The organism is Micromonospora sp. NPDC049801 (genome assembly GCF_040656575.1).
Taxonomy (GTDB): domain Bacteria; phylum Actinomycetota; class Actinomycetes; order Mycobacteriales; family Micromonosporaceae; genus Micromonospora.
In genome coordinates, this window is sequence record NZ_JBFAMS010000005.1 from 273,236 (window position 1) to 297,913 (window position 24,678).

At 72.3% G+C, this 24,678-nt stretch carries 17 protein-coding genes; 8 read left to right on the forward strand and 9 right to left on the reverse strand.

The features are described 5' to 3' along the window. Positions 1-21 precede the first annotated feature (21 nt). The 3 genes from AB0I89_RS11850 to AB0I89_RS11860 all read left to right on the forward strand — a co-directional run bounded on the left by AB0I89_RS11850 (position 22) and on the right by AB0I89_RS11860 (position 5,358). Positions 22-2,574 (forward strand): DUF4118 domain-containing protein, encoded by a 2,553-nt coding sequence (locus AB0I89_RS11850; RefSeq protein ID WP_357124118.1) that lies wholly within the window; start codon positions 22-24, stop codon positions 2,572-2,574. Beyond that, complete coding sequence (locus tag AB0I89_RS11855; protein ID WP_234586659.1) at positions 2,571-3,251, forward strand: response regulator; 681 nt, start codon at positions 2,571-2,573, stop codon at positions 3,249-3,251. Before AB0I89_RS11850 ends, AB0I89_RS11855 begins: the two co-directional genes overlap by 4 nt. Positions 3,252-3,348: 97 nt before the next feature. Continuing rightward, positions 3,349-5,358: an FAD-dependent oxidoreductase gene (locus AB0I89_RS11860; RefSeq protein WP_357124121.1), complete on the forward strand. Its 2,010-nt coding sequence runs from the start codon at positions 3,349-3,351 to the stop codon at positions 5,356-5,358. A 16-nt stretch (positions 5,359-5,374) separates the two neighbouring features. Here the strand turns inward: AB0I89_RS11860 and AB0I89_RS11865 are convergent, their stop codons facing one another. Next, entirely contained in the window at positions 5,375-6,298 is a 924-nt protein-coding gene (locus AB0I89_RS11865) for an SDR family oxidoreductase (RefSeq protein ID WP_357124124.1), read from the reverse strand. Positions 6,299-6,472: 174 nt separating this feature from the next. Between AB0I89_RS11865 and AB0I89_RS11870 the strand changes: the two genes are divergently transcribed. Further along, a complete protein-coding gene (locus AB0I89_RS11870; protein WP_357124127.1) occupies positions 6,473-7,228 on the forward strand; it encodes a dienelactone hydrolase family protein in 756 nt (251 codons plus the stop codon). 135 nt (positions 7,229-7,363) lie between these two features. On the opposite strand, the gene AB0I89_RS11875 is transcribed toward AB0I89_RS11870, so the two are convergent. The 6 genes from AB0I89_RS11875 to AB0I89_RS11900 all read right to left on the reverse strand — a co-directional run bounded on the left by AB0I89_RS11875 (position 7,364) and on the right by AB0I89_RS11900 (position 17,907). Further along, the gene (locus AB0I89_RS11875) at positions 7,364-8,467 is read right to left on the reverse strand and encodes an L-dopachrome tautomerase-related protein (RefSeq protein WP_357124130.1); all 1,104 of its coding nucleotides are present in this window, start codon (positions 8,465-8,467) and stop codon (positions 7,364-7,366) included. A 193-nt stretch (positions 8,468-8,660) separates the two neighbouring features. Next, a complete protein-coding gene (locus AB0I89_RS11880; RefSeq protein ID WP_357124133.1) occupies positions 8,661-9,536 on the reverse strand; it encodes an SMP-30/gluconolactonase/LRE family protein in 876 nt (291 codons plus the stop codon). A 94-nt stretch (positions 9,537-9,630) separates the two neighbouring features. Then, positions 9,631-12,063, reverse strand: a complete 2,433-nt coding sequence (locus tag AB0I89_RS11885; protein ID WP_357124137.1) for an AAA family ATPase — start codon at positions 12,061-12,063, stop codon at positions 9,631-9,633. 95 nt (positions 12,064-12,158) lie between these two features. Further along, positions 12,159-15,173: a S8 family serine peptidase gene (locus tag AB0I89_RS11890; RefSeq protein ID WP_357124140.1), complete on the reverse strand. Its 3,015-nt coding sequence runs from the start codon at positions 15,171-15,173 to the stop codon at positions 12,159-12,161. A 515-nt stretch (positions 15,174-15,688) separates the two neighbouring features. Continuing rightward, positions 15,689-16,939 (reverse strand): DUF222 domain-containing protein, encoded by a 1,251-nt coding sequence (locus tag AB0I89_RS11895; RefSeq protein ID WP_357124675.1) that lies wholly within the window; start codon positions 16,937-16,939, stop codon positions 15,689-15,691. Between the two features lie 488 nt (positions 16,940-17,427). Beyond that, positions 17,428-17,907: a helix-turn-helix domain-containing protein gene (locus AB0I89_RS11900; RefSeq protein WP_357124143.1), complete on the reverse strand. Its 480-nt coding sequence runs from the start codon at positions 17,905-17,907 to the stop codon at positions 17,428-17,430. Positions 17,908-18,014: 107 nt separating this feature from the next. Here AB0I89_RS11900 and AB0I89_RS11905 point away from each other — a divergent pair, with 107 nt between their 5' ends. Further along, positions 18,015-19,556: an MFS transporter gene (locus AB0I89_RS11905; RefSeq protein ID WP_357124146.1), complete on the forward strand. Its 1,542-nt coding sequence runs from the start codon at positions 18,015-18,017 to the stop codon at positions 19,554-19,556. A 75-nt stretch (positions 19,557-19,631) separates the two neighbouring features. Here the strand turns inward: AB0I89_RS11905 and AB0I89_RS11910 are convergent, their stop codons facing one another. Continuing rightward, the gene (locus AB0I89_RS11910) at positions 19,632-20,498 is read right to left on the reverse strand and encodes an oxidoreductase (protein ID WP_357124149.1); all 867 of its coding nucleotides are present in this window, start codon (positions 20,496-20,498) and stop codon (positions 19,632-19,634) included. A 149-nt stretch (positions 20,499-20,647) separates the two neighbouring features. Between AB0I89_RS11910 and AB0I89_RS11915 the strand changes: the two genes are divergently transcribed. Both AB0I89_RS11915 and AB0I89_RS11920 read left to right on the forward strand, forming a co-directional pair. After that, positions 20,648-21,190 carry a TetR/AcrR family transcriptional regulator gene (locus AB0I89_RS11915; RefSeq protein WP_357124152.1) on the forward strand — a complete coding sequence of 181 codons (543 nt, stop codon included), beginning with the start codon at positions 20,648-20,650 and terminating at the stop codon, positions 21,188-21,190. A gap of 92 nt (positions 21,191-21,282) precedes the next feature. Then, a complete protein-coding gene (locus AB0I89_RS11920; RefSeq protein ID WP_357124155.1) occupies positions 21,283-22,314 on the forward strand; it encodes a medium chain dehydrogenase/reductase family protein in 1,032 nt (343 codons plus the stop codon). A gap of 6 nt (positions 22,315-22,320) precedes the next feature. On the opposite strand, the gene AB0I89_RS11925 is transcribed toward AB0I89_RS11920, so the two are convergent. Continuing rightward, positions 22,321-23,121 carry an RNA polymerase sigma factor SigF gene (locus AB0I89_RS11925; protein ID WP_357124158.1) on the reverse strand — a complete coding sequence of 267 codons (801 nt, stop codon included), beginning with the start codon at positions 23,119-23,121 and terminating at the stop codon, positions 22,321-22,323. 285 nt (positions 23,122-23,406) lie between these two features. Here AB0I89_RS11925 and AB0I89_RS11930 point away from each other — a divergent pair, with 285 nt between their 5' ends. After that, positions 23,407-24,621, forward strand: a complete 1,215-nt coding sequence (locus AB0I89_RS11930; protein ID WP_357124161.1) for a PP2C family protein-serine/threonine phosphatase — start codon at positions 23,407-23,409, stop codon at positions 24,619-24,621. Positions 24,622-24,678: the final 57 nt, after the last annotated feature.

Sequence of the window (24,678 nt, forward strand, 5' to 3'; positions counted from 1 at the left end):
GACATTGAGAGGATGGTTCCCGTGCCACGCGGAGAACTACGCATCTATCTCGGGGCCGCTCCCGGCGTCGGCAAGACGTACGCGATGTTGGAGGAGGCCCAGCGGCGGGCCGCGCGCGGCACCGACGTGGTGATCGGCTTCGTGGAGACGCACGGCCGGCAGCACACCGCCGCGATGATCGGCGACCTGGAGCAGGTGCCCCGCCGCACGATGACCTACCGGGGCGCCGAGTTCACCGAGATGGACGTGGACGCGGTGCTGGCCCGCCGGCCGGAGATCGCGGTCGTCGACGAGCTGGCCCACAGCAACGTGCCCGGCTCGCGGCACGACAAACGCTGGCAGGACGTCCAGGAACTGCTGGACGCGGGGATCGACGTGCTGTCCACGGTCAACGTGCAGCACCTGGAATCGGTGAACGACGTCGTCGCGCAGATCACCGGCACCACCCAGCGGGAGACCGTGCCGGACGAGATCGTCCGCGCCGCCGAGCAGGTCGAGCTGGTCGACATGACCCCCGAGGCGCTGCGCCGGCGGATGGCGCACGGCAACATCTACCGCCCCGACAAGATCGACGCCGCGCTGGGCAACTACTTCCGGGTCGGCAACCTCACCGCGCTGCGCGAACTGGCGCTGCTCTGGCTGGCCGACAAGGTCGACGAGCAGCTCGACAGGTACCGCAGCCAGCAGGGCATCGCCGCCACCTGGGAGGCCCGGGAACGGGTCGTGGTGGCGCTGACCGGCGGCCCGGAGGGTGAGACGCTGATCCGCCGGGCCGCCCGGATCGCGGCCCGCAGCAAGGGCGCCGACCTGCTCGCCGTGCACGTGGCCCGCAGCGACGGTCTGGCCGGCGCCGACCCGGCCCAACTCGCCCGCCAACGGGTGCTCGTGGAGAGCCTGGGCGGCACATACCACCAGGTGCTCGGCACCGACGTGCCGGCCGCGCTGCTCGACTTCGCCCAGGGCGTGAACGCCACCCAGCTCGTGCTCGGCGCGAGTCGGCGGGGTCGCCTCGCGCAGATCTTCGCCCGGGGCGTCGGGGTGACCACCACCGCGCTCTCCGGCTCGATCGACGTACACCTGGTCACCCACAAGCAGGCCGGCAAGGGCCGGCGGGCGTCGGCCGTGCCCGCGGCGCTGTCCCGACGTCGCCGGCTGCTCGGCTTCGGCCTGGCGGTGCTCGGCATGCCGCTGCTCACCCTGCTGCTCAAGGCGCTGCCCGACCTGACGCTGACCAACGACATCCTGCTGTTCCTCGCCGGAGTGGTCGGGGTCGCGCTGGTCGGCGGGGTGTGGCCGGCGCTGGTGGCCGCGCTCGGCGGGTCGCTGCTGCTCAACTGGTTCTTCACCCCGCCGTACCGGACGCTCACCATCGCCGAGGCCGACAACCTGCTCGCGCTCGCCGTCTTCGTCGGGGTGGCCCTCGCGGTGAGCTGGATCGTCGACGTGGCCGCCCGGCGGACCCGCGAGGCCGCGCGCGCCGCCGCCGACGCGCAGACCCTCGCCGCCGTCGCCGGTGGGGTGCTGCGCGGCGAACGTCCGCTGGCCGCCCTGCTCGACCAGCTCCGCGAGACGTTCGGGCTGCGCGCGGTGAGTCTGCTGGAGCTGGCCGAGGAGGCGAGCGGTCGCCCCGAGCGGGCCCGCGAGGAACACGCCTGGTGCGTCGTGGCCAGCGTCGGTGAGCAGCCGGCCTGCACGCCGGACGACGGCGAGACCGCGGTACCCGTCGACGAGCGCATCACCGTGGTGCTCAGCGGCCGGCGGTTGGAGGCCGCCGACCGGCGGATCGTCGAGGCGTTCGCCGCCCAGGCCGCCGTCGCGCTACGCCAGGAACGGCTCGCCGAGGAGGCCGCCACCGCCCGGCCCCTCGCCGAAGCCGACCGGATGCGCACCGCGCTGCTCGCGGCGGTCAGCCACGACCTGCGTACGCCCCTGGCGTCGGCTAAGGCGGCGGTGACCAGCCTGCGCAGCCACGACATCGAGTTCGACGAGGCGGACCGCGAGGAGTTGCTGGAGACCGCCGAGGAGTCGCTCGACCGCCTCGCCCGACTGGTCGCGAACCTGCTCGACATGAGTCGCCTTCAGGCCGGCGCGCTGGGCATCTCAACGACTGTCATCGGTCTGGAGGACGCCGTACCCCTGGCCCTGGACGAACTTGGCCCGGCGGCCGCGACCGTCGTCACGGACATCCCGGCCGACCTGCCGGCGGCCACCGCCGACCCCGGCCTGCTGGAACGGGTGCTGGTCAACGTCATCGCCAACGCGCTGCGCTACAGCCCGCCCGACCAGCCGCCCACGATCACCGCCAGCGCGCACGCCGGTGAGGTCGAGCTGCGGATCATCGATCGTGGGCCCGGCATCCCGGAGGACAAGTGGGAGCACGTCTTCCTGCCGTTCCAGCGCCTCGGTGACCGGGACAACCAGACCGGCGTCGGCCTCGGGCTCGCCCTGTCCCGGGGGTTGGCCGAGGCGATGGGTGGCAGCATCACCCCCGAGACCACCCCCGGCGGGGGTCTCACCATGGTGCTGCGGCTGCCCGCCGCCGCCCAGACCAGCCCGGAGGAGCCGCAGGAATGACGCGCATCCTGGTCGTCGACGACGAACCGCAGATCCTGCGGGCCCTGCGGATCAACCTGCGCGCCCGCCGGTACGACGTGGACGTCGCCGCGACCGGGGCCGCCGCGTTGAAGGCCGCCGCCAGCCACCCGCCCGACCTGGTGGTCCTGGACCTCGGCCTGCCCGACATCGACGGCGTCGAGGTGATCCGTGGCCTGCGCGGCTGGACGGCCGTGCCGATCATCGTGCTCTCCGGTCGGGCCGGCAGCGAGGACAAGGTCGCCGCGCTGGACGCGGGCGCGGACGACTACGTCACCAAGCCGTTCGGGGTGGAGGAGCTGCTGGCCCGCATCCGCGCGGTGACCCGGCGGCTCGGCGGCCCCACCGAGGCCGTGCCGGCGCTGCGGATCGGCCGGCACACCGTCGACCTGGCCGACCACCGCGTCTGGCGCGACGACGACACCGAGGTCAAGCTGACCCCCACGCAGTGGAGCGTGCTGGAGAAGCTGCTGCGCCACCCCGGCAAGCTGGTCAGCCAACGCCAGCTCCTGCAGGAGGTGTGGGGGCCGGAGTACCAGAACGAGACCAACTACCTGCGGCAGTACCTGGCCCAGCTCCGGCGCAAGTTGGAGGACGATCCGGCCCGCCCCCGCCACCTCATCACCGAGCCGGGCATGGGCTACCGCTACCGTCCCTGACCGTTGACACCCGCCCGCCGAGATTGAAGAATTTCGCTAGCAGTGGCAGCGGCGTGCTTCTGTAACCGTCCCCTCCGGTTACCCCTTGGAGTGCGCCGTGTCCCTGCCCCTGTCCCGTCGCCGGCTGTTGACCGCCGGTGGCGCCGGCCTCGTCCTGGCCGGCCTGGCCGACCCGTTCCGCGCCGGCCCCGCCAGAGCCGCCGTCACCACCGCCGACCTGGTCGTCTACGGCGCCACCGCCGGCGGGTTGGCCGCCGCGATAACCATGCGCCGACTCGGCCGCACCGCCGTGGTGGTCGAACCCACCAGCCACGTCGGCGGGCTGAGCACCGCCGGGCTCGGGGCCACCGACACCGGCGTCCAGGCGTCCATCGGCGGGCTGGCCGCCGAGTTCTACCGCCGGGTGTACGTCAAGTACCACGGCGGGACGCTCACGCCGACCTCCCCGCTGCGGATGACCTTCGAACCGCACGTCGCCACCGAGATCTTCGCCGAGATGCTGGCCGAGGCGGGCGTCCCGGTGGTCGTCGGAGCCCGACTGTCCAGCCTCGGCCGCGCCGGCAACCGGATCACCGAGCTGCGCACCGAGGACGGCTCGGTCTACGCAGGTGGCGTGTTCGTCGACGCCACCTACGAGGGTGACCTGCTCGCCATGGCGGGGGTGAGCTTCACCGTGGGGAGGGAGTCCAACGACACGTACGGCGAGACGATCAACGGGGTGCAGTCCCGCAACACCCACCAGTTCGTCTACCCCGTCGACCCGTACGTGACGGCCGGCTCGCCGGCCAGCGGCCTGCTGCCGGGCATCTCCACCACCCCGCTCGCCCCGCAGGGCAGCGGTGACGACCGGATCCAGGCGTACTGCTTCCGGATGTGCCTCACCCAGGCGGCGAACCGCATCCCGTTCGCCAGGCCGTCCGGCTACGACCCGATCCGGTACGAGCTGCTGTTGCGCCACATCCAGGCCGGCTACACCGGGCCGTACTTCACCACCGCATCCATCGGCGGCGGCAAGACCGACTCCAACAACAACGGCGCGGTCTCCACCGACGACATCGGCTTCAACTACGCGTACCCGACGGCGAGCTGGGCCGTCCGCGAGAGCATCATCGCCGAGCACCGCACGTACCAGCAGGGACTGATGTGGTTCCTGGCCAACGACCCCCGGCTGCCGGCGACCGTGCGCGACTCGACCGCCCGGTGGGGGCTGCCCGTCGACGAGTTCACCGCGACGGGTGGCTGGCCACCGCTGCTCTACATCCGCGAGGCCCGCCGGATGGTCTCCGCGTACGTGATGACCGAGGCCGACTGCCGGGGTCGGGTACGGGTCACCGACTCGGTGGGCCTGGCCAGCTACACGATGGACTCGCACAACTGCCAGCGGGTGGTCGTCGACGGGCGGGTCCGCAACGAGGGGGACGTGCAGATCAGCGTCCCGCAGCCGTACCCGGTGAGCTACCGCGCGATCGTCCCGCACCAGAACCAGTGCGCCAACCTGCTCGTGCCCGTCTGCCTGTCGGCCAGCCACATCGCGTACGGCTCGATCCGGATGGAGCCCGTGTTCATGATCCTCGGGCAGGCGGCGGCCACCGCGGCGTCGCTGGCGCTCACCGGCGACCTCGCCGTGCAGTCCGTCTCCGTACCCGCCCTGCAGGCCCGGCTGCGCCAGGACGGCGCGGTGCTCGACTGGGGAACGCCCGGCGAGGTGATCGTGGACAACGCCTCGACCAGCGGGATCACCCGGGCCGGGACGTGGCTGCGCAGCACCAGCATCGGCGGCTACTACGGCGCGGACTACGAGCACGACGGCAACACCGCCAAGGGCGTCAACCGGCTGCGGTTCCGCCCGACGCTGCCCACCGCCGGCTCGTGGACCGTGCACCTGCGCTGGACCGCCGACCCGAACCGGGCGACGAACGTGCCGGTGGACATCGCGTACTCCGGTGGGGTGACCACCCGGACCGTCGACCAGCGGCAGTCCGGCGGCCAGTGGGTGTCGATGGGCACCTACCCGTTCACCGCGGGCAGCGACGGGAGCGTGCTGATCCGCACGGAGGACACCGACGGCTACGTGGTCGCCGACGCCGTGCGCTTCGTACCGGCCTGAACGGGCGCGTCTCCGCTCAGTACTCGACGCCGACCAGCCCTTCGGAGACGGTCCACAGCCGGGCCGCGTCGTCCGTACTGCGGGCCGCACGGTAGACGGTCAACTCGGTCGGCGCGCCGGTGAACTGCCCCAGACCGTCCGGCCCGTAGAACCGGCCGCCCTGCGCCCGCTCGCTGGTGGCCGCGTAGAGGGCGGGCCGCAGGCCGGCATCCACCGACTGGACCAGGATGCCCCAGCGGGCCAGCCGGCTCATCAGGGCGTGGTGTGGCGAGGGCCGGCTTCGGCCCAGGTTGGGCCCGGACGCGTACAGGTTGGTCATGGTGGTGCCGGGGTGCGCCACGTTGCTGGTGACGCCCCAACCGCCGGCCCGACTGCGCCTGTCGAACTCCAGCCCGAAGTGCAGCGTGGCCAGCTTGGAGGCGTTGTACGCGCGGACCGCCCCGTACCGTCGGGTGCTCTGCAGGTCGTCCCAGTCCAGCCTGCCGGAGCGTGCGGCGCTGCTCGACATGGACGTGACCCGGGCTCGTCCGGCCCGCAGCAGCGGCAGCAACCGTCCGGTCAGCGCGAAGTGGCCGAGGTGGTTGGTGCCGAACTGCAGCTCGAAGCCGTCGGCGGTGGTGTGTCGGGTGGGTGGCGTCATCACACCGGCGTTGTTGATCAGGAGGTGGATCGGTCGCCCCTCGCCGAGCAGTGTGTCGGCCAGTGCGGCCACCGAGTCCAGCGAGGCGAGGTCGAGCTGCCGGGTCGACACGGTGGCGCCCGGCGCGGCGGCCCGGACGGCGTCCAGCGCGGCGTCACCCTTGGTTGGGTTGCGGACCGGCAGCACCACCTCCGCTCCGGCGCGGGCCAGCCGCTTGGCCAGGGCGAGCCCCAGCCCGTCACTGCCGCCGGTCACCACGGCGAGCTTTCCGGTCAGGTCCCCAACGGTCTCATCGAGCACGACAACCTCCACGTCGCGGCGTCCTTCATCGGTCGCCGACAACACTGGGTCGGTTCGCGCCCGGTATTCAGGGTGACCTCGTCCAGGGATCGCCGATCCCTGGCTGGCGGACCGCTGCTCAGACAGGGCGAGTAACGTTCCGAACGGACCAAGATCGGCGTACGAGGAGGCTCGGTGCAGACGACGACGGTGGACATCCCGACCAGCGACGGAACGGCGGACGCGAGCCTGACCCGGCCCGACGGTGACGGCCCGTTCCCCGCCGTGCTCCTCTTCATGGACGCCTTCGGCCCCCGGCCCCGACTGGTGGAGATGGCCGAGCGGATCGCCGAACGCGGTTACCTGGTGCTCACGCCCCACCTGTTCTACCGGGCCGGCCGGGCGCCCCTGTTCGACCTGTCCCGGCTCGGCGAGGCCGACCAGCGAGGGGCCCTCTTCGAGAAGATCGTGCCGCTGATCGGGGCGCTGACCCCCGACGTGATCAGCCGGGACACCGCCGCGTACCTGGACTTCCTGGCCGCCCGCGACGACGTCCGGCCGGGCCCGGTCGTGATCACCGGCTACTGCATGGGCGGTACGAACGCGCTGCGGGCCATCGAGGCGTACCCGGACCGCGTCGCGGCCGTCGCCAGCTTCCACGCCGGGCGGGTCGTCACCGACGCGCCGGACAGCCCGCACCTGGGCGTCGGCTCGATCAGCGGCGAGCTGTACTTCGGGCACGCCGACGCGGACCAGTCCATGACGCCCGAGCAGATCGCCACCCTGGAGCAGGCGCTCGACGCCGCCGGGGTGCGCTACCGCTCCGAGGTGTACGAGGGCGCGCACCACGGCTTCACGATGGCCGACACCCCGATGTACCACGAGCAGGCCACCGAGCGGCACTGGGCGGCCCTGTTCGACCTGCTGGACCGTGTCCTGCCGGTGCGCTGACGCAGGCGAACAGCGCGAGGTACATGACGCTGCCCCGAACCACGATCTCCACCAACGGGGTGTCCGGGACGAACAGCTCATGTCAGTCGGCCACCCGACGGGCTACCCGCCGCCCGCACGGCCATGCCTACCCGGTCAGGGGCGCAGCAGCACCGGGCCGGCGTCGATCCTCACCCGGAACAGCGCGTACGGCTTGCGTCGCAGGTCCCGGCCCCGCTGGTACTGCGGCTGCCGGTGCAGCTGGTTCGCGGTCACGTAGAGGTGCCCGTCGACGGCCACCGACATGGTGTCCGGCCACAGCAGGCGCGGGTCGTGTACGAAGGTCTCGTACTCGCCGTCCGGCAGTCGCCGCAGCACGGCGTTGTGCTCGTAGGAGGTGAAGTAGAGCCGCCCCTTGTCGTCGGACTCCAGGCCGTCCGACCCGGTGCCCTTGTCCCCCTCGTCGACGACGGTCGCCGCGACCGCCTCCTGCGTCACCGACGGGTCGGCCAACGCCTCGGCCGAGACGCTGTGCAGGTGCCGGGACAGCAGCGGGGAGTAGTACAGCCGCTCGCCGTCGGCCGAGATGGCGATGCCGTCGGAGCCCATCGCCAGCGGCTTCGGCGGGCCGTCCGGCGGGCGGTTCATGAGCGGACGACCCTCGACGAAGGGGCGGAAGGTCGTCACCGGGTCCGCCTTCGTGGACGGGTGATCGTGCAGCCGCCGCCAGGAGGCGCCGCTGGCCAGGTCCACCACGATGATCCCGTTCGGCCCGGAGTCCGTCGAGTCGGTGAGGTAGGCGACCCCGGCCTCGCCCCGACGCAGGTCGAAGCGGACGTCGTTGAGGTACGTCGTCGGCGGCGCCACGTCCTGCGGAAAGGTGATCACCTGGGCCACGGTGTCGCTGTCCAGGTCGATCCGCACCAGCTTCGGCCCACCCGGCTTCGTGGGCTGGAGCTTCGGGCTGCCGGTGTCCACCACCCAGAGCCGGTCCGCCGGGTCCACCACGATGCTCTGCACCGACACGAACGCGCCCGCGTCGTCGATGCCGGACGGGCTGTTCCACGCCTGGTCGGGGAAGGGCACCTCCCGGCCGTCGCGCAGTTCGACCACGCCGGCCGGCGGGTCGTCACCCCACTGCGGGAAGTTGACGAAGATCCGCCCCTGGTGCGAGACGCTCACCCCGGTCGGCATCGGGCCGGTGAAGGTGTGCACCAATTCCAACTCGCCAACCGGCTCGTCGCCGACCGGCTCGTTCATGACGAACGCTCCACGGTGCTCATCGTCCAGCCCCCTGTCGGTCGACCCACTGCCGCTTCCGGCGTGGCTATTCCCGCCCCGGCGTCCGATATGCCTCTGCCGCTCGCCGCAGTCCGGCGTGGCTCGTCGGTGGCCGCCCGACGTCGGGTCAGACCGGTTCGGCGTGGGTCGTCGGTGGCCGTCCGACGTCGGGTCAGACGGCGTGGGCGTGGGAGATGGGCAGGCCGGGGACACCGACGTCGACCGCGAGCAGCGCGCCGTCGAGCGGACCGGCCGACGTGAGGCCGACCGAGGCGGTGCCGATGAAGAGACGCCGCAGGTCGGCGCCGCCGAGGCAGATGCCGGCCGGCTGGGCCGCCGGTAGCTGGATCTCCCGGTCCAGGCTGCCGTCCGGCCGGTAGCGGCGGACGGCGGAGCCGCCCCACAACGCGACCCAGAGGTGGTCCGCCGCGTCGACCGTCATCCCGTCCGGGCTGCCCTCGTCCGGGGACAGCCGCACGAACGGCGTCCGCCCGTGCAGGTCACCGGTGGCCGGGTCGACGGCGAACCGGTCGATCTCGCCACGCGGCGTGTCCGCGAGGTACATGGTGGTGCCGGTGGCGTCGAACGCCGGCCCGTTCGGGATGGACATGCCGGTCACGGCGGACACCGGCGCGGTGCCCGGGGTCAGCCGGAACAGCGTGCCGCCGCCGGGGGTCTGCGCGTACGTCATGCTGCCGGTCCAGAAGCGGCCGTGCGGGTCGGCGACCGCATCGTTCATCCGGGTGGGCTCGGGCGCGTCGGCGACCAGTTCGGCGACCGGCCGGGGAGCGCCGGCAGCGGGCAGCACGGCGACGCCGGTGCCGGCGGCGGCGAGCCACTCGCCGGGTCGGTCGGCCACCGGGGCGACCGCGCCGAGCGGGACGTCGAGCCGGCGTAGCTCCTTCAGCGGGGCGGGCCGGTCGCCGTCGGTCTCCAGCAGACGCCCGGCCAGCAGGTCGACCAGGACCAGCCGGTCGTCGACCCAGCGCAACCCCTCGCCCAGCTCCAACCGCTCCGTGTTCCAGACGGTCGGTTCGGTCAGCTCCATCTCGTTCCTCCTGCGGTTTCCCGGCGGTGGCAGGGGTCCGTGCCGTTGCGCGGACCGTACCGCGCGCCCACCCCATCCACGCTCCCGCGCCGGCTCAGGCCGGGACCAGCTCCCGGCAGCGACGCAGCGCGGCGAGAGCGAGCGGCGCGTCCCGGCCCGCGATCCCGGCCTCCAGTTCGGCGACCGCCCCAGCCGCGCGGGCCGGATCAGCCGCCGTCACGGCCGCCTCGGCCAGCACCAGTACGGCATCGGCGGCCCACGCCAGGATGCCCTTGGCCCGCACCAGCGTCAGCGCCTCGGTCGCGTGCCGCACTGCCTCGTCCGGCCGCCCGCGCAGGACCAGCCGAGCCAGCGCCGAGAGCGCCTGCACCAGCGGCCAGATCGCGCCGACCCGCCGCGCGTCCGTCACCACCAGACGCAGCGCGCCGTCGGCCGCCCGTACCTCGTCGTCGCCGGTGGCCGTGCGGGCCAGCACGGTGGCCAGGTCGGCCCGCGCGTCGAGCAGGGTCACCGGCATCCGCTCGGCGCTGACCACCAGCCGGGACAGCCGTTCGGCCAACCCGTCGAACCGCCCGGCGGCCCGGTCCAGCGACAGCTCGGTCGCCTCCACGAGGGAGGCGAGCCGCTGGTAACCGGTCTCCTCGACCAGCTCGCGGCCGTCCGCGAGAAGCGCCGTGGCCCGGGCCAGGTGCCCGGCGTGCAGCGCGCCCTGCGCCCAGTTCAGGCAGGCCCGCGCGTGTTCGCGGGGTCGGTCGACCAGGTCGGCGGAGCCGCGCAGCTCCTCGACGATCGCCCACGCGCCCGGGTCGCCCAGCTCCAGCAGCAGCGAGGCGCGCGCGATGCGTACCGCGAGGTGCGCCGCCGGGTCCCGGCTGGCGACCGCGGCGGCCTCCGCCTCCGTGCACCGCGCCAGGTGGTCGTCGACGTGCCGGCCGACCACCGTGTCGGGGGCCGCCAGCACCGCGAGGGCCGGGGCCCGGCGGCGCGGTGCCCGCAGGTACGGCACGGCTCGTTCGATTTCGGTGTACCCGCGCAGGGCCTCGCCCTGCTGACGCAGCATCCGGCCGAGCACCAGACCCAGTTCGCCCCGGGTGCCGGGCGGCAGCCGGCGGTCGGCCAACAGCCGTTCCAGGACCGGGATCGCGGTTGCCTGGCTGAGCCCGTCGATGGCCGACCGGCCGAGTTTGCCGGCCAGCCGTGCCCGTACCGGTCGGGGCAGCTCCGCGACGTCCATCGTCTGGAGCAGGAAGTCGGCGGCGGTCGCGTCGTCGCCGCGCTCGGTGGCCAGGTCGGCGGCGGCTTCGGCGTTACGGACGAAGTCGGCGCCGCTACCCGCCAGCCGGTAGTGGTGGGCGAGCTGGGCGACCGGGCGGGGCAACTCCTGCTCCAGCACCCGGGCGACGCGCAGGTGCAACCACTCCCGGGTCTCCCGGGGCATCAGGTGGTACACGATCTGGCGGGCCAGGTCATGACGGAACCGCAACCCCTCGCCGTCGTCGTGCAGCACGCCGGCCCGGTGCGCGGCGGCCAGCGCCGCGCCCACGGTCGTCCGGTCCTCGGCGAGCGCCGCGGCGAGGACACGTTGATCGGGCGCCCGACCGAGCACGGCGGCGGCGCCGAGCACCTCGCGGGTGGCGTCGTCGAGCGGGCGTAGTCGCCAGAGCAGCACATCCTGTAGGACGAACGGCACGCTGTCGTCGGCCAGGGGGTCGCCGCCGCGCTCGGCGAGCGTCCGCAGCACCTCCTCCACCACGAACGGGATGCCGGCGGTGCGGTCGAGCAGGGTGGCGGTGAGCCGGGGCGACGGCTCGTCCAACCGCAGGGTCCGGGCGGCCAGTCGACGCACGTCGTCCGCGTCGAGAGGACCCAACGGAACGCGGGTGACCGCCCGGGGCGTACGCGAGAGCACGTCGTGGATCGGTGTGCTGCCACCCGGCGGCGGCGTGCGGGCCGTGAGCAGCACGGCCAGACCGTCCACCGGGCGGGCGCTGAGGTAGCCGAGGAATTCGCAGGTCGCCGGGTCGGCCCAGTGCAGGTCCTCGAGCAGCAGCGTGGCCGGGCTCAGCGCGGCCAGCACCGCGGCGGCGGCCCGCAGCAGGCGGTGCCGTTCGGCCGCCGGGTCGGCCAACGGTGGCGGCGCGGCGGGCAGCGCGTCGGCCAGTTCGGGCAGGAGCGGCGCCAGGGCGCCCGCTACCGGGTTGAGGGTGTCGACCGGTCCGAGCCGGTCCGCGCCCGCTCGGATGGCATCCAGCAGGACGCCGAAGGGAAACGGCTCCGGTACGTCGTCGCACTCGCCGACCAGGTGCGGTCCGCCAAGTGTGGCGAGGAGTTCGGTGACCAGTCGGCTCTTGCCGATGCCGGGCTCGCCTTCGAGCAGGACCAGGCAGGGCGGGGCCTCGACGAGGCGGCGTAGCTGGGCCAGTTCGGCTCTGCGTCCGACGAACTCGACGGGTCCGCGCAGGCGTGCGGGGCGAACGGAGGTGGAACCCCCGCCGCCCCGCGTCGTGTTGTCGTCGTCGCCGCTCACCGTGGGGCGAGCAGATCACCCGTGCGCGGGGGGTCGGCCGCCCGGCGGTCCGGTGGTGACTCAGGTCACACGCCGTCCGCCGGGCGTTGCCGATGTCAGGACTGGACGGTGACCGGCACGGTCTTGAGCGACCCGTCGCCGTTGCGGAACTCCAGTACCCCGAGGTAACGCCGCCCCGGCAGGAGCCCCGACCAGCGCAGGGTGAGCTTCGCCGTCGCGCCCGGCTGCACGCTGCGCTGCGCCGGGTCGATGGTGGACCGGCCGGTCGAGGTGCCCGGCGCGCCCGGCAGGTAGCTGGTGATGGTGTACGCGTTGGTCTCGTCCGCGATGTTCTCGGTGAACTCCTGCTCCACGACCACGATGTAGTCGCCGGGACCGTCCGGGAGCGTCACCTTGGCACCGTCACGGCCGCTGGCCGTGGCGGTGACGAACTTCCCGTTCCGGTCGTAGACGTTGAGGCTGAACTCCGTGCACTCCATCACCCCCTCCTCGTCGTCCCAGTCGATGTGGGAGCAGGTGGGCCGCGCCGAGGTCACCTGCACGAGTGGACTGCGGGTGCCGGACGGCACGTGCAGGGTGGTCCTGCTGATCGAGGCGGGCAGCGGGACCGGAAGGTTGTCCGACGTGCTCCAGTCCCAGCTCGGCCCGTCGCCCTTGAGGGTCACCGCGGTGCTGGTGCCCGAGGTCAGGCCGGCGAGCTGGGAGATCAGCTTGCCCCGGTAGCCGACCTCGGCGGCGATCGAGACGCTGCCGGAGGTCCCCTTGCCGACGACGGCGTCGGGGGCGACCAGCCCCGAGTTGTGCACGATCAGCGGGGTGCGTACGCGGTGCTTGAACTGGTCGCTCCAGGTGAGCGAGCCGTCGGCCCAGGTGTCGAACGCGCCGCCCGTGTTGGTGACCTCCACGCTGAAGCGCGCGGACTTACCGGGACGGATCTGCATCTTCGCCGGGGTGACCTTGACCTTGTAGCCCGGTGGGGCCTGCACCGAGGAGGAGTAGGTGCTGGTCTTGTCGCCGACGTTGGTGACGGTCCGGGTGACCGTCTGCTTGCCCACCATCCGGCCGAACGCGATCGACGGGTAGTTGAGCTGTGCGGTGTCGATGGCGCCCGTGGTGTCGCAGCCCTCCAGGTCGCCGAGGCCGAAGTCGCCGCCACGGTCGGCGGAGACCCCGCAGAGGTACCTGATCCAGTCCCGCTGGTCGGAGTCGTACACCAGGCCCGGGTCGAAGGCGCCGCCCGGCTTGACCTGACCGGCCCCGTAGTTGAGCGGGGTGGCGTCCCGGGTGCCGATCTTGATCGGGTTGCCCTTGTCGGTCTTGTCGGTGGCGCTGGTCATCAGCGCCGACCGGACCGCGGCCGGCGACCAGTCGGGGTGCTTGGCCAGCAGCAGAGCGGCGATACCGGCGATGTGCGGCGCCGCCATCGAGGTGCCGGACTCCAGCGCGAAGTCCTCGCCGCCGATGGACGGCGAGAACGCCGCCACGATGTCCTGCCCGGGAGCGCTGATGTCCGGCTTGAGCAGCTCACCGGCGTTCAGGTTTGACGGTCCCGCCGACGAGAACGCGGCGACCGACGGCGCTTCGACGATCTCCAGCTTGGCCGGCGAGATGGTCGCCGTGGGGTTGCCCTTGGCGACGTACGCGGTGACCGTAGCCAGGTCCACCTCGTTGATGTGCACGGTGGGGACCGTCTGGACGTCGGCGTTGAGGGAGTTCAGCTCGTCGTTGTAGAGCACCATCCCGATGCCGCCGGCCCGCGCCACCTCGACGCTCTTGTCGGTACGCGGGATCTCGCCGCGGAGGCAGAGCACGATCGCGCCCTTGACCTTGGCCGGGTCCAGCGTGTCGTCGGCGCAGAGGCCCGCGCCGTACGCGCCGTCCGGGTCGAGCGCGCTGTCCCGCGCGAAGACCAGCCGCGCCGGCCCGACACCGGTCTCGCCCAGGCCCGCCCCGGTGATCCGGGTGCCGTCACCGAGGGTCAGCGTCCGGTTGTTCTGCCGGTCGGTGGTGCTCGCGGCCACCGTGGTCACCCACGGCGTCGAGTTGTCGACCGTGTTGGGGTACGGGCCGGAGTTGCCGGCGGCCGCCGCCACGAACACCCCGGCCGCCGCCGCGTTGAAGAACGCCGCGTCGACCGCGCCGAACTGCTCGCTGTCGTCACCGATCGAGTAGTTGATCACGTCCACGCCGTCGGCGACCGCGTCGTCGATAGCGTGCACGATGTCGATGTCCGTACCGGACGCCGAGCCGGCGCCGTTGTCGTACAGCGCCTTGTAGATCGCCAGCCGGGCGGCCGGCGCCATACCGGAGATCATGCCGAGGTCGCGGCCGCCCTGCGTCGCCCGTACGCCGTGGTTACCGGCGGCGGTGCTGGCGGTGTGGGTGCCGTGACCGTTGCGGTCCCGGGGCGAGGCGTAGTCGTCCGGGAACGCGTCGGCGATGCCGCTGTCGTTGTACCAGCGCGCACCGATCACCTTGTTGTTGCAGGTGACCGGCGCCTCGACGCCGACATCGCAGGTGCCCTTCCACTTGGCGTCGATGATCGCCTGGTCCGGCCGGGGCGTGGGCAACGCCGCGAAGCTCGCGCTCTCCGGCCAGTACCCGCTGTCGATGACGCCGACGATGACGCCCTCACCGGCGCGGGACTCACCACCGAACTCCTGCTTCCACACCCCACCCTTTCCGGTGAGGCCGAGGTAGTCGGGCGTGTGCGAGGTGGCCGCGTGCACCGTGCGGCTCTCGTACACCGCCCGCACACCGCGCGTCGCGCGCAACCGGGCCGCCTGCGGCCCGGTCAGGTCCGCGGCGAAGCCGTTGAACGCGGTCTCCAGGGTGACCCGGGTGCGGTCGGCCGGTACGCCGACGCTGGCCAGGACAGCCGAGCGCTTCTGCCGTAGGTGCTCGCGGTAGGCGTTGGCGGTGCCGGAGGTGCGGTTCAGCTTGCCGCCGGGCGCCGGCTTCGTCGCCGCGATCCCAGGGACCCCACCGGTGTACGTCGCCAGCGGCTCCTCGGCGAGCTGGACCAGGTAACGGGCCGTCGGGCCACTGCTGGTCGGGGCGGCGGTGGCGCTACCCGGCAGGCTGGTCAGGCCGGCCGCGGTCAGCGCCACGGCGGCCAGCATGCCGACGCCGCGTCTGGTCCGTCCGGGCCGATGTGTGATCGGTTGTGGCACGTCGTTGCCTCCACGTTCGGTGCCGGCCGTCACGACTGATGACGGTGGCCGAAACGTAGGATCGGCGCCGATCTTCCAGAAGCACTCGTAACCTTCCCGTCATCTTGGAAACAAGCTCGTAACGCAACGGGTACTTTGCGCGTCATTTCCGACGGCGATTGCTGCTGCTGCTGCTGCTGCTGCTGCCGCCGCCACTGGTCGTGCTAGTGCGCGTGCCAGGCGGTGCCTGTGTTCGTGCTCGCGCCGGGATGGCGGTGCCTGTGCCGGTGCCTGTGTTCGTGCCGGTGTCTGTGTTCGTGCCGGTGCCGGTGCCGGTGCCGGTGCGTGCTCGTGCCGGTTCTGCCCATCTCGCAAACTGTCCGTGGCGTGCCTGTTTCCTCTTCTGCGCACGGACGCTCCTGGTCGCGGGCATGGTTCGCCTACTGAAGGTCTTGCTCGTCGGACGGGTTGGCTTATCTGCGTCGGTGGTAGTGGTTGCGGCGTGGGACTTGTTCGGGATCGAGCCATGCCGGTGGGACGAACACCGGGTGGCCGTCACCGCCGAGTCGGACGTGCCAGTCGCCGTGATGGATGTGGCGGTGGTGGTGGCCACAGAGGAGGACGGCATTGTCGAGGCTGGTCTCGCCGCCATTTGCCCAGTGTCTGATGTGGTGGGCTTCGCACCAGCGGGGTGGGCGGTCGCAGCCGGGGAATGCGCAACCACGGTCACGTAGGACGAGCGCGCGGCGCAGCGGCCCGTTGATCAGGCGACGTTGTCGACCGACGTCGAGGACCTGTCCGGCGCTGTCGAGGACGGTGGGCAGGATGGCGGCGTCGCAGGCGAGGCGGCGCACTGTATTCGGGGTCAGCGTGGGGCCGGTGTCGAGAAAGCCGCCGCTGAGCTGCCGGGTCAGCGTGTCGTAGGCGGTGGTGACGACGAGCTGAGCGGAGTCGCCGCCCCTGGTGGGCAGCTCCCCGGTGCGCAGGGCGAGTCGACAGATGTCGGCGAGCGCGTCATGGCGGCGCTGGCCGGGACTGCGTGTGTCGTCGAGGCCGGTTGGTGCGGTCAGTGGATCGATGGCGGCGCGGAGCAGGCCGGCGGTTTCGGCGTCGAGGGTGCCGGTGAGGCGGAGGCGGCCGTCGGTGAGGGTGGAGAGGCTGACGTGGCGCTCGCGGGCGGCGCGCCGGGCTTCGGCGTCGAGGGCGGCCATGGCGGTGGCGTCGGCGGTCTCGGGCGCGACGTGGTCGAGGATGCGGGTGCCGAGTTTGCGCAGCAGGGTGGGCTCGAATTGCCCGGCCCAGTCGACGAGCACCGTGACGGCCTTGTCGGCGGCTTCCGGGCCGGCGGTAGCGTGAACGGCGGTGACGGTGTCGATGATGACCCGAGCCTGGTCGAGCGTGATGTCGGCGTCGGCCAGTGCCTGTCGTATCGCGGGGTGGCCGGCGTCGAGGGTGCTGGCGAGGTCGACGAGGCGGCGGGCCGTCGGGTTGGTGAGGTGGAGGCGTTCGCGCAGCCATATCGCCGTGGACGACGCGCCTTGAGCGATCGCCGTTCCCCTGCCGTCCAACTCTCGAATCAGGGCCAGTTTGACGGCGGCGAGGCGCTGCTCGGTGCGGTGTGCGGCGTCGAGGGCGGCGATGAGATCGTCCGCGGGGAGGGCCCAAACCGCCGTTTCGGCGCAGGCCACGACCGCAGCCTCTGCCTGCGTCAACCGCTCCAGCATGACCTGAGAATAGAACACCTGTACGACAATTCTACGACCAAGATCGATCGGTGCCTGGTGCCTGGTGCCTGGTGCCTGGTGCCCGGCCCGGTGCGCGGTGCCCGACCGCCCTGGCCGCACCGAACGGCTGCCTGATTGCCCCCGACCACACCGAACGACAACCTGACCGCACCGACCGCCTGGCCGCACCGACCGCCTGGCCGCGCCGACCGCCTGACCGCCGCACCGACCGCCTGGCCGCGCCGACCGCCTGGCCGCGCCGACCGCCTGGCCGCCGCACCGACGGGCTCGGTCCCGAACCGCCCCGACTGGCCCTGACCGCGCCGAGCGGCCTGACCGCCCCGAGCGGCCCCGAGCGCCCCAAGTGGCCCCGAGCGCCCGGAGCGCCCGGAGCGCCCCGAGCGCCCCGAGCGCCCCGAGCGCCCCGAGCGCCCGGAGCGCCCCGAGCGGCCCGAGCGGCCCGAGCGGCGGCGGCAGGCCTGGCTGCGTCACTGTCGGCGGATCAGGCCCGGTCCCGCGGTGATGTCGATCTCGCCGTCCTCGACGTCGTGTCCGGCGGCGCAGCGGAGCACCGCGCGGACCGGCTCGCCGCAGTCGTGGTGGGTGGCGCGGATGCCGGGGCCGGCCTCGTCGGCGCTCCAGGTGTCGCCCCAGTTGCGCAGCGCGGTGATGACGGGCAGCAGGTCGTGGCCCTTGCGGGTGAGTTGGTACTCGTGGCGGGTGCGCTGGCCCGGCTCCCGGTAGGGGATTCGTTCGAGGAGGCCGGCGGCGACCATCTCCTTGAGTCGGGCCGCCATGGCGGGCTCGCCGACTCCGACGCGGCGGACGAAGTCGTCGAACCGTCGCGTGCCGAGCAGTGCCTCCCGCATGATCAGGATGGTCGAGCGGCTGCCCACGATGTCCATCGCCCGTGCGACGGAGCAGTTCTCCATCGACCAGGATTCGCGGTCGTCCCGTAGGTCCTCCATGTCATCCAGCTTACCTGACTTGCGTTGACGCTAGCCAGGTGATTCACTGGGAGTCGCCTGACTTGCTCACATGTAAGCCAGCGTGAACTCCGACCCGAGGACGTCCAGTGACCACCAGCAGCACGGTCCCGAGCGGAACCGCCGTCAGCACCCGAGCCGCCGTTCGCGGTTCCCGCCCGGTGACGCTGATCGCCATGTGCCTGGGCGCGATGATCACGTTCCTGCAGATCACCGCCACGGTCTCCGCCCTGACCACGATCCAGGCCGACCTCGAGGTCGACCCGACCACCGTGATCTGGATCCCCAGCGCCTACACCCTGGTTGTGGCGAGCCTGGTGCTGTCCGCCGCCACCCTGGGTAACCGCTACGGACGCCGGCGCATGTTCGGCGTCGGCATCCTCGCGATGATCGCCGGCGGCGTCGCCGTGGCCAGCGCGCCCACCGTGGCCTGGGTGATCGTCGGGCAGTTGGTCGCCGGCCTCGGTGGTGCCCTGATCCTGCCGAACAGCCTGGCGATCCTCGGCGCGACGTTCACCGACCCGCACCGCCGTACCGAGGTCATCACCGCCTGGTCGGCCGCCTCCGGCATCGGCCTGGCGATCGGCCCGCTCATCGCCGGTGCGCTGCTGCGTCAGCACTCCTGGCACAGCGTCTACGTGTCGACGATCGTGCTCGGCGTGGTCACCCTTGTCGTCACCGCGATCGGGGTGGCCGAGTCGCGGCCCAGCGCGGGCCGACTCGACCTGCCCGGACTGCTGCTGGGCACCGTCGCCATCGCCGCCGCCGTCGACGCCATGATCCAGGGCGGACGGGACGGCTACACCAGCGGAGTCGTGTCGACCGCCTGGATCGTCTCGGCCGTCGCGCTTGTCGCGTTCGTGCTGATCGAGTTGCGAACCAGCGCGCCGATGCTCGACGTACGGCTGTTCCGTTCGGCGTCGTTCAGCGCCGTCATGGTCGTCGCCGCGGTGTCGCTGTTCGGCTTCACCGGTGTGGCGATCCTGCTCGTCCTCTTCCACGAACGTGCCCAGGCGCTCAGTCCGCTGGACACCGGTTGGCGGATGCTGGTGCTCTTCGGCGCGTACGTCCTCGTGGCCTTCGCCGCCGGGCGGACCATCCGGCGGACCGGTTTCAAGGCGCCGCTCACCCTCGGCCTGGTGCTCGGCGCGGTGGCCGCCTTCGGGCTGGCGGCGCAGGGCCCGACCACGACGTTCGACCACCGCTGGGCGCTGTTCGTGCTGTTCGGCGCGGCCAGCGGTCTGGTGGTGGCGCCGGCGACGGCGGCGGCGCTGGCCAGCGTGGCTCCCGCCCAGGCCGGCATGGCCTCCGGCGCGGTCAACGCCTCCCGGCAGGTCGGCTCGGTGCTCGGCTCGTCCCTGCTGGGCACGCTGCTCACCACCACGATGGCGGCCGACCTGCCGGACCGCCTCGCCGCCCACCAGGTGGGCGAACCCACCCGCAGCGCCGTGCGGGCGGCGGTCGCCGCCGGCGCGACCGGCGACCAGCCGCTGCCCGAACCGGTCCGGTCGGCGCTCGCGGAGGCCATGACCTCCGGAGTCCAGGCCGGTCTGCGGGTCACCGGCATCGTCTTCCTCGTCACCGCCGTCCTCGCGCTCACCCTCATCCGCAACCGCCCCCACCAGCGCTGACGCGAGCCCCGCCAGCGCCGGGCCGCCGCCCGGCAAGCACGAGCCGGGGGTACGCGTCAGCGCCCGGTTCCGCGATCAGCCGCCGATCGTGTCGAGGTCCTCGATCGCGTCGGCCGGCAGCGTCAGGTCGGCCGCGGCGAGGTTCTCCCGCAGGTGCGCCAGCGTCGACGTGCCGGGGATCAGCGCCATGGCGGGGGAGCGCTGCAGCAGCCAGGCCAGCGCGACCTGCTGCGCTGAGGCGCCCACCCGGTCGGCCACGGCGTTGAGCGTGTCGGACTGCAACGGCGTGAACCCGCCGAGCGGGAAGAACGCGGCGAAGGCGATGTTCTCCGCCGCGCACCGGTCGACGAGCGGGTCGTCCTGTCGGTTGGCGAGGTTGTAGAGGTTCTGCACGGTGACCACCGGGGCGATGGCCTGGGCCTCGTCGAGCTGGGCGAGCGTGACGTTGCTGAGCCCCAGGTGTCGGATCAGGCCCTCCTGTCGCAGCTCGGCCAAGGCGCCGAACTGCTCGGAGAGGGGATCGTCGCCGGTGCCCTCGGCCACGCCGACCCGCAGGTTGACCACGTCGAGGACGTCCAGGCCGAGGTGCCGGAGGTTGTCGTGGACCTGGGCCTTCAGCTCGTCCGGTCGGAGCGCGGGGAGCCAGGAGGCGTCGTCGCCGCGCCGCGCGCCGACCTTGGTGACCAGGTGCAGATCCTCGGGGTACGGATGCAGCGCCTCGCGGATCAGCTCGTTGACCACCACCGGACCGTAGAAGTCGCTGGTGTCGATGTGGCGTACGCCCCGGTCGACCGCCTCGCGGAGAACGGCGAGAGCCTGCGCGTGGTCGCGCGGGGGGCCGAAGACGTGCGGGCCGGCGAGCTGCATCGCGCCGTAGCCCATCCGGCTCAGGGTGAGGCCGTCGGCGGGAGTCAGTGCGCCGCCAGGAAGATTGTCGCTCATGTGGTCCCTCTATCCGTTGTCGTAGCGGTTATGCGCACGACAACTCTCCTTCGTCTCCGCCCGACCGGCGGGGCGAGGTCTTCCTCAGCGTGACGCGGCCCGGGACAGGGGCTTGACGCGGCGTTGTTTGTGAGTGCACACTTACAAACATGCGATCCACCGCCGAGGCCCGTCGGGCCGTCGTTCTGAACGCCGCCGTGTCGGCCTTCGCACGTACCGGCTTCCACGCCACGCCGGTCACCGCGGTCGCGGCCGCCGCCGGCATCTCCGAGGCGTACGTCTTCCGGCTCTTCGCCGGAAAGCTCGGGTTGTTCGTGGCGGCGGCCGAGGCGTGCTTCGAGCGGATCGTCGCGGCGCTGGAGATGGGCGCGGAGCGCGCCGGGGACGCCGGCCCGGACGAGATCCTGGACGCGATGGGCCGCGCCTACGCCGAGTTGATCGCCGACCGCGATCTCCTGCTGCTCCAGGTGCAGGCGCAGGCCGTCACGGACGTCCCCGAGATCGCCGCGGCGGTGCGGGCCGGCTACAAGCGCGTCGCCACCTTCGTGCAGAACCGGTCCGGCGCGGGCGATGCCCAGGTGCAGCAGTTCTTCGCGTACGGCCAGCTCTGCCACCTGATCGTGACGGCCGGCCTGGAGCAGGTGCCCGAGCCGTGGGCCCGGGCGCTGACCGCCGGCATCCAGCACCCCTGATTTCGACGTCCCACCACGGGCCGCTGCGGCGGCCCACTTTTTCCACCCGACATGTGAGTGAGTGAACACTCACAAACCAAAGGAGAGTAGCGATGACCAGCAGCGAGATGATCACCGAAGTGGTGCTGCCCGGCGTGGTCGAGCCGGATGGGCTCCAGATCAACCGACGCTCCATGCCCGTACCGGCCGCCGGACAGGCGCTCGTCGAGGTCGAGGCCACCGGCATCTCGTACGCCGAGCAGAGCATGCGCCGGGACCTCTACCCCGGTCAGCCGGCGTTTCCGTTCGTACCCGGCTACGACCTCGTCGGCACCGTTCGCGCGGTGGGACCGGGAGGGGACGCCTCGCTGGTCGGCACCCGGGTCGCGGTGGTCACCAAGACCGGCGCCTGGACCACGCACGCCGTCGTGGACGTCCACGACCTCACGCCCGTACCGTCCGGCCTGGATCCGGCCGCGGTCGAGACCGTCGTCGTGAACGGGGTGACCGCCTGGCAGATGCTGGACCGTGCCCGGCTGCGGTCCGGGCAGACCATCCTCGTGCACGGCGCGAACGGCGGTGTGGGGACGGTCCTCGTCCAACTCGGACGCCACCTCGGGTTGCGGGTCATCGGCACCGCGGCCCCGCGACACCACGAGGCGCTGCGGGCGCTCGGCGTCGAACCGCTCGACTACCGCGCCCCGGACCTGGCCGCACGTGTCCGGCAGTTGTCTCCCGACGGTGTCGACGCCGTCTTCGATCCGGTGGCCGGACCGGGCGTACGCACCTCGTACCGACTGCTCGCCCCCGGTGGCACGCTCGTCGTCTACGGCAACGCATCGGCCAACGGTGCCGCACGGTCGATCGTCTGGGTCTTCGTGAAGCTGCTGGCCCGCCTCTACACCTGGAACGCCCTGCCGAACGGCCACCGGGTCGGCTTCTACAACTTCTGGGCCGGCAGCCGCACGCGCGGCGCGGCGTTCCGGCGGCGGCTGCGCGCCGACCTCGGCAGCGTGCTCGACCTGCTCCGGCGGGGCGTGCTCGTGCCGCAGATCGCCGCCCGCTACCCCCTGACCGAGGTCTCCGAGGCGCTGGCCTTCGCCGAGGCCCGCACCCGGCCGGGCAAGGTGGTGCTGGAGCCCTGAGCCGGCTCAGCCGGCCTCCTCGCCGAGATGCCCGCGCAGGCTGACCAGCGCCCGGGTGAGCAGCCGGGAGACGTGCATCTGGGAGACGCCGATCCGCTCGGCGATCTGGACCTGGGTCAGGTTGCCGTGGAACCGCAGGCTGATGATCCGGCGCTCGCGTTCGGGCAGCGTGGCGAGCGCCGGGCCGAGGGCGACGCGGAGGTCGACGAGGTCCAGTTCGTGGTCGTCCACCCCGAGGGTGTCGCCGAGTTCCAAAGTGCCGTCGGCGCCCATGGGCGCGGACAGGGACGTCGTCCGGTACGCCCGGGCCCCCTCCAGCCCTTCCAGCACGGCCTCCTCAGAGACGTCGAGGTGGGTGGCGATGTCGGCGACCGTCGGCGAGCGGCCCAGGGTGTGCGTCAACGTGCTGTTGGCGGCGCTGATCGACAGCCGGAGTTCCTGGAGGCGGCGAGGGACCCGTACGGCCCAGGTGCGGTCCCGGAAGTATCGCTTGATCTCGCCGACGATGGTGGGGATGGCGTACCCACTGAAGTCGACGCCGCGGGCGGCGTCGAAGTGGTCGACGGCCTTGACGAGACCGACCATGGCGGTCTGCGTCAGGTCCTCGTCGGGCACGCCGCGCCCGGAGTAACGGCGGGCCAGGTGGCGGGCGAGCGGCATCCACGCCTCGATGGCACGGTCCCGCAGGGCCGGTCGGCGCGGATCGTCGGCCGGGGTGGTGACCAGTTCGACGATGAGTTGTTCGGTGCTGGCGGTGCTCCGACGGGTGGTGCCGGTGCCGGTCGTGTGCTCCACAGTGGTGACCATGAAACTGGTCCTCTCCACGGGTGCCCATCAGCGAGGTCGACCGGAGAGAGATCCGAACCGGCTGCCGCCGGAGCGCATGGACGGACGGCTGCGCTGTCGAGGAGGGTCCACAACCCGGGCCTCGCCACCGCGTCATGTCGTTCACGTGCCGGCCCCGACGCTACCCGAAAGTGCCAGCCATTACTAGCCGAAAGTATGAGTGGGTCAAGGTAGGGCGAGGTCAGGCGCACATTGGCAGTTCGCTTCCGGGCTTCTAGGGTGGTCAGGACACGGGGGAGGTGGAGCGTGGTCGACGCTGGCGACGCGGCGCGTTGGCTACAGCTCAACGCACCCCGGGGTGGCCCCGACGAGCTGTCGCTCCTCGTCGCTCGGGTGGCCCCGGCGATCGGCGCCACCGAGATCGTGATCTACCTGGCGGACTACACCCAGTCGTGCCTCGTGCCCATGCCGGCCGCCGGTCCGACCCGGGACGAGCTGACGATCGAGACGACCCTGGCCGGACGGGCGTTCACGACCCTCGACGTGCAGCGAGCCGCGGACAGTCCGGACCGACTCTGGGTGCCTCTGCTGCTCGGCTGCGAGCGGCTGGGTGTCCTGGAGGTCGTGTCGCCGGCCGCCGGTGACCCGGCGTTGGACGGGCCCGCCTGGGAGTTGGCGGTCAACGTCTCCCAGGTCCTGGTGAACCGCCGGCTCTACGGCGATGTCGTCGAGCGGATGCGACGTCGCCTCCCGATGCAGGTCGCTGCCGAGATCGTGTGGGGGCTGCTGCCGCCGCTGACCTTTGCCACCGACGAACTGGTGATCACCGCGATCCTCGAACCGTGCTACGACGTCGGCGGGGACATCTTCGACTACGCGCTCAACGGCGACGTGCTCAGCGTCGGACTCTTCGACACCTGCGGGCACGGCATCAAGGCGAGCACCCTGGCCTCGCTGGTGGTAAGCGCGTACCGCAACGCTCGCCGGTCCGGCCTCGACCTCGTCGACACGGCGATCAGTATCGACCGGTGGGTGCGCTCCGAGCACCCCAGCTACTTCGCGACCGCGCTGCTCGCCGAGCTGGACCGGCGGACCGGTCGACTCAGGATCATCAACGCGGGCCACCCCGGCGCCATGCTGCTGCGCGCCGGCAAGGCCATCCGGGAGCTGCCGGGGCCGACCGCGCTGCCGCTCGGCCTGGGTCACCTGACGGCGGCCAGACCCGAGGTGTACGAGGAGGAGCTGCACCCGGGCGACCGCATCCTCGCCTACACCGACGGCATCACTGATGCGCGCAGCGCCGACGGGGAGCGGTTCGGGCTGGACCGGCTCGTCGACTTCGTCAACCGTGCCCTCAATGACCGGCTGCCCAGCCCGGAGACGATGCGCCGCCTGGTGCGTGCCGTCCTCGCGTACCAGGACGAGCAGCTCGACGACGACGCCACCGCCCTGATCCTGGAGTGGCAACCGCCGCACGTGCCGCTGGGGCACCTGCGTCACGTCACCGTGCCCCACCCCTGACCGCCGAGTGGGATTTTGCACTCCCAGTGCACTTGTCTGGGGTTCGGAGGCTGTCTA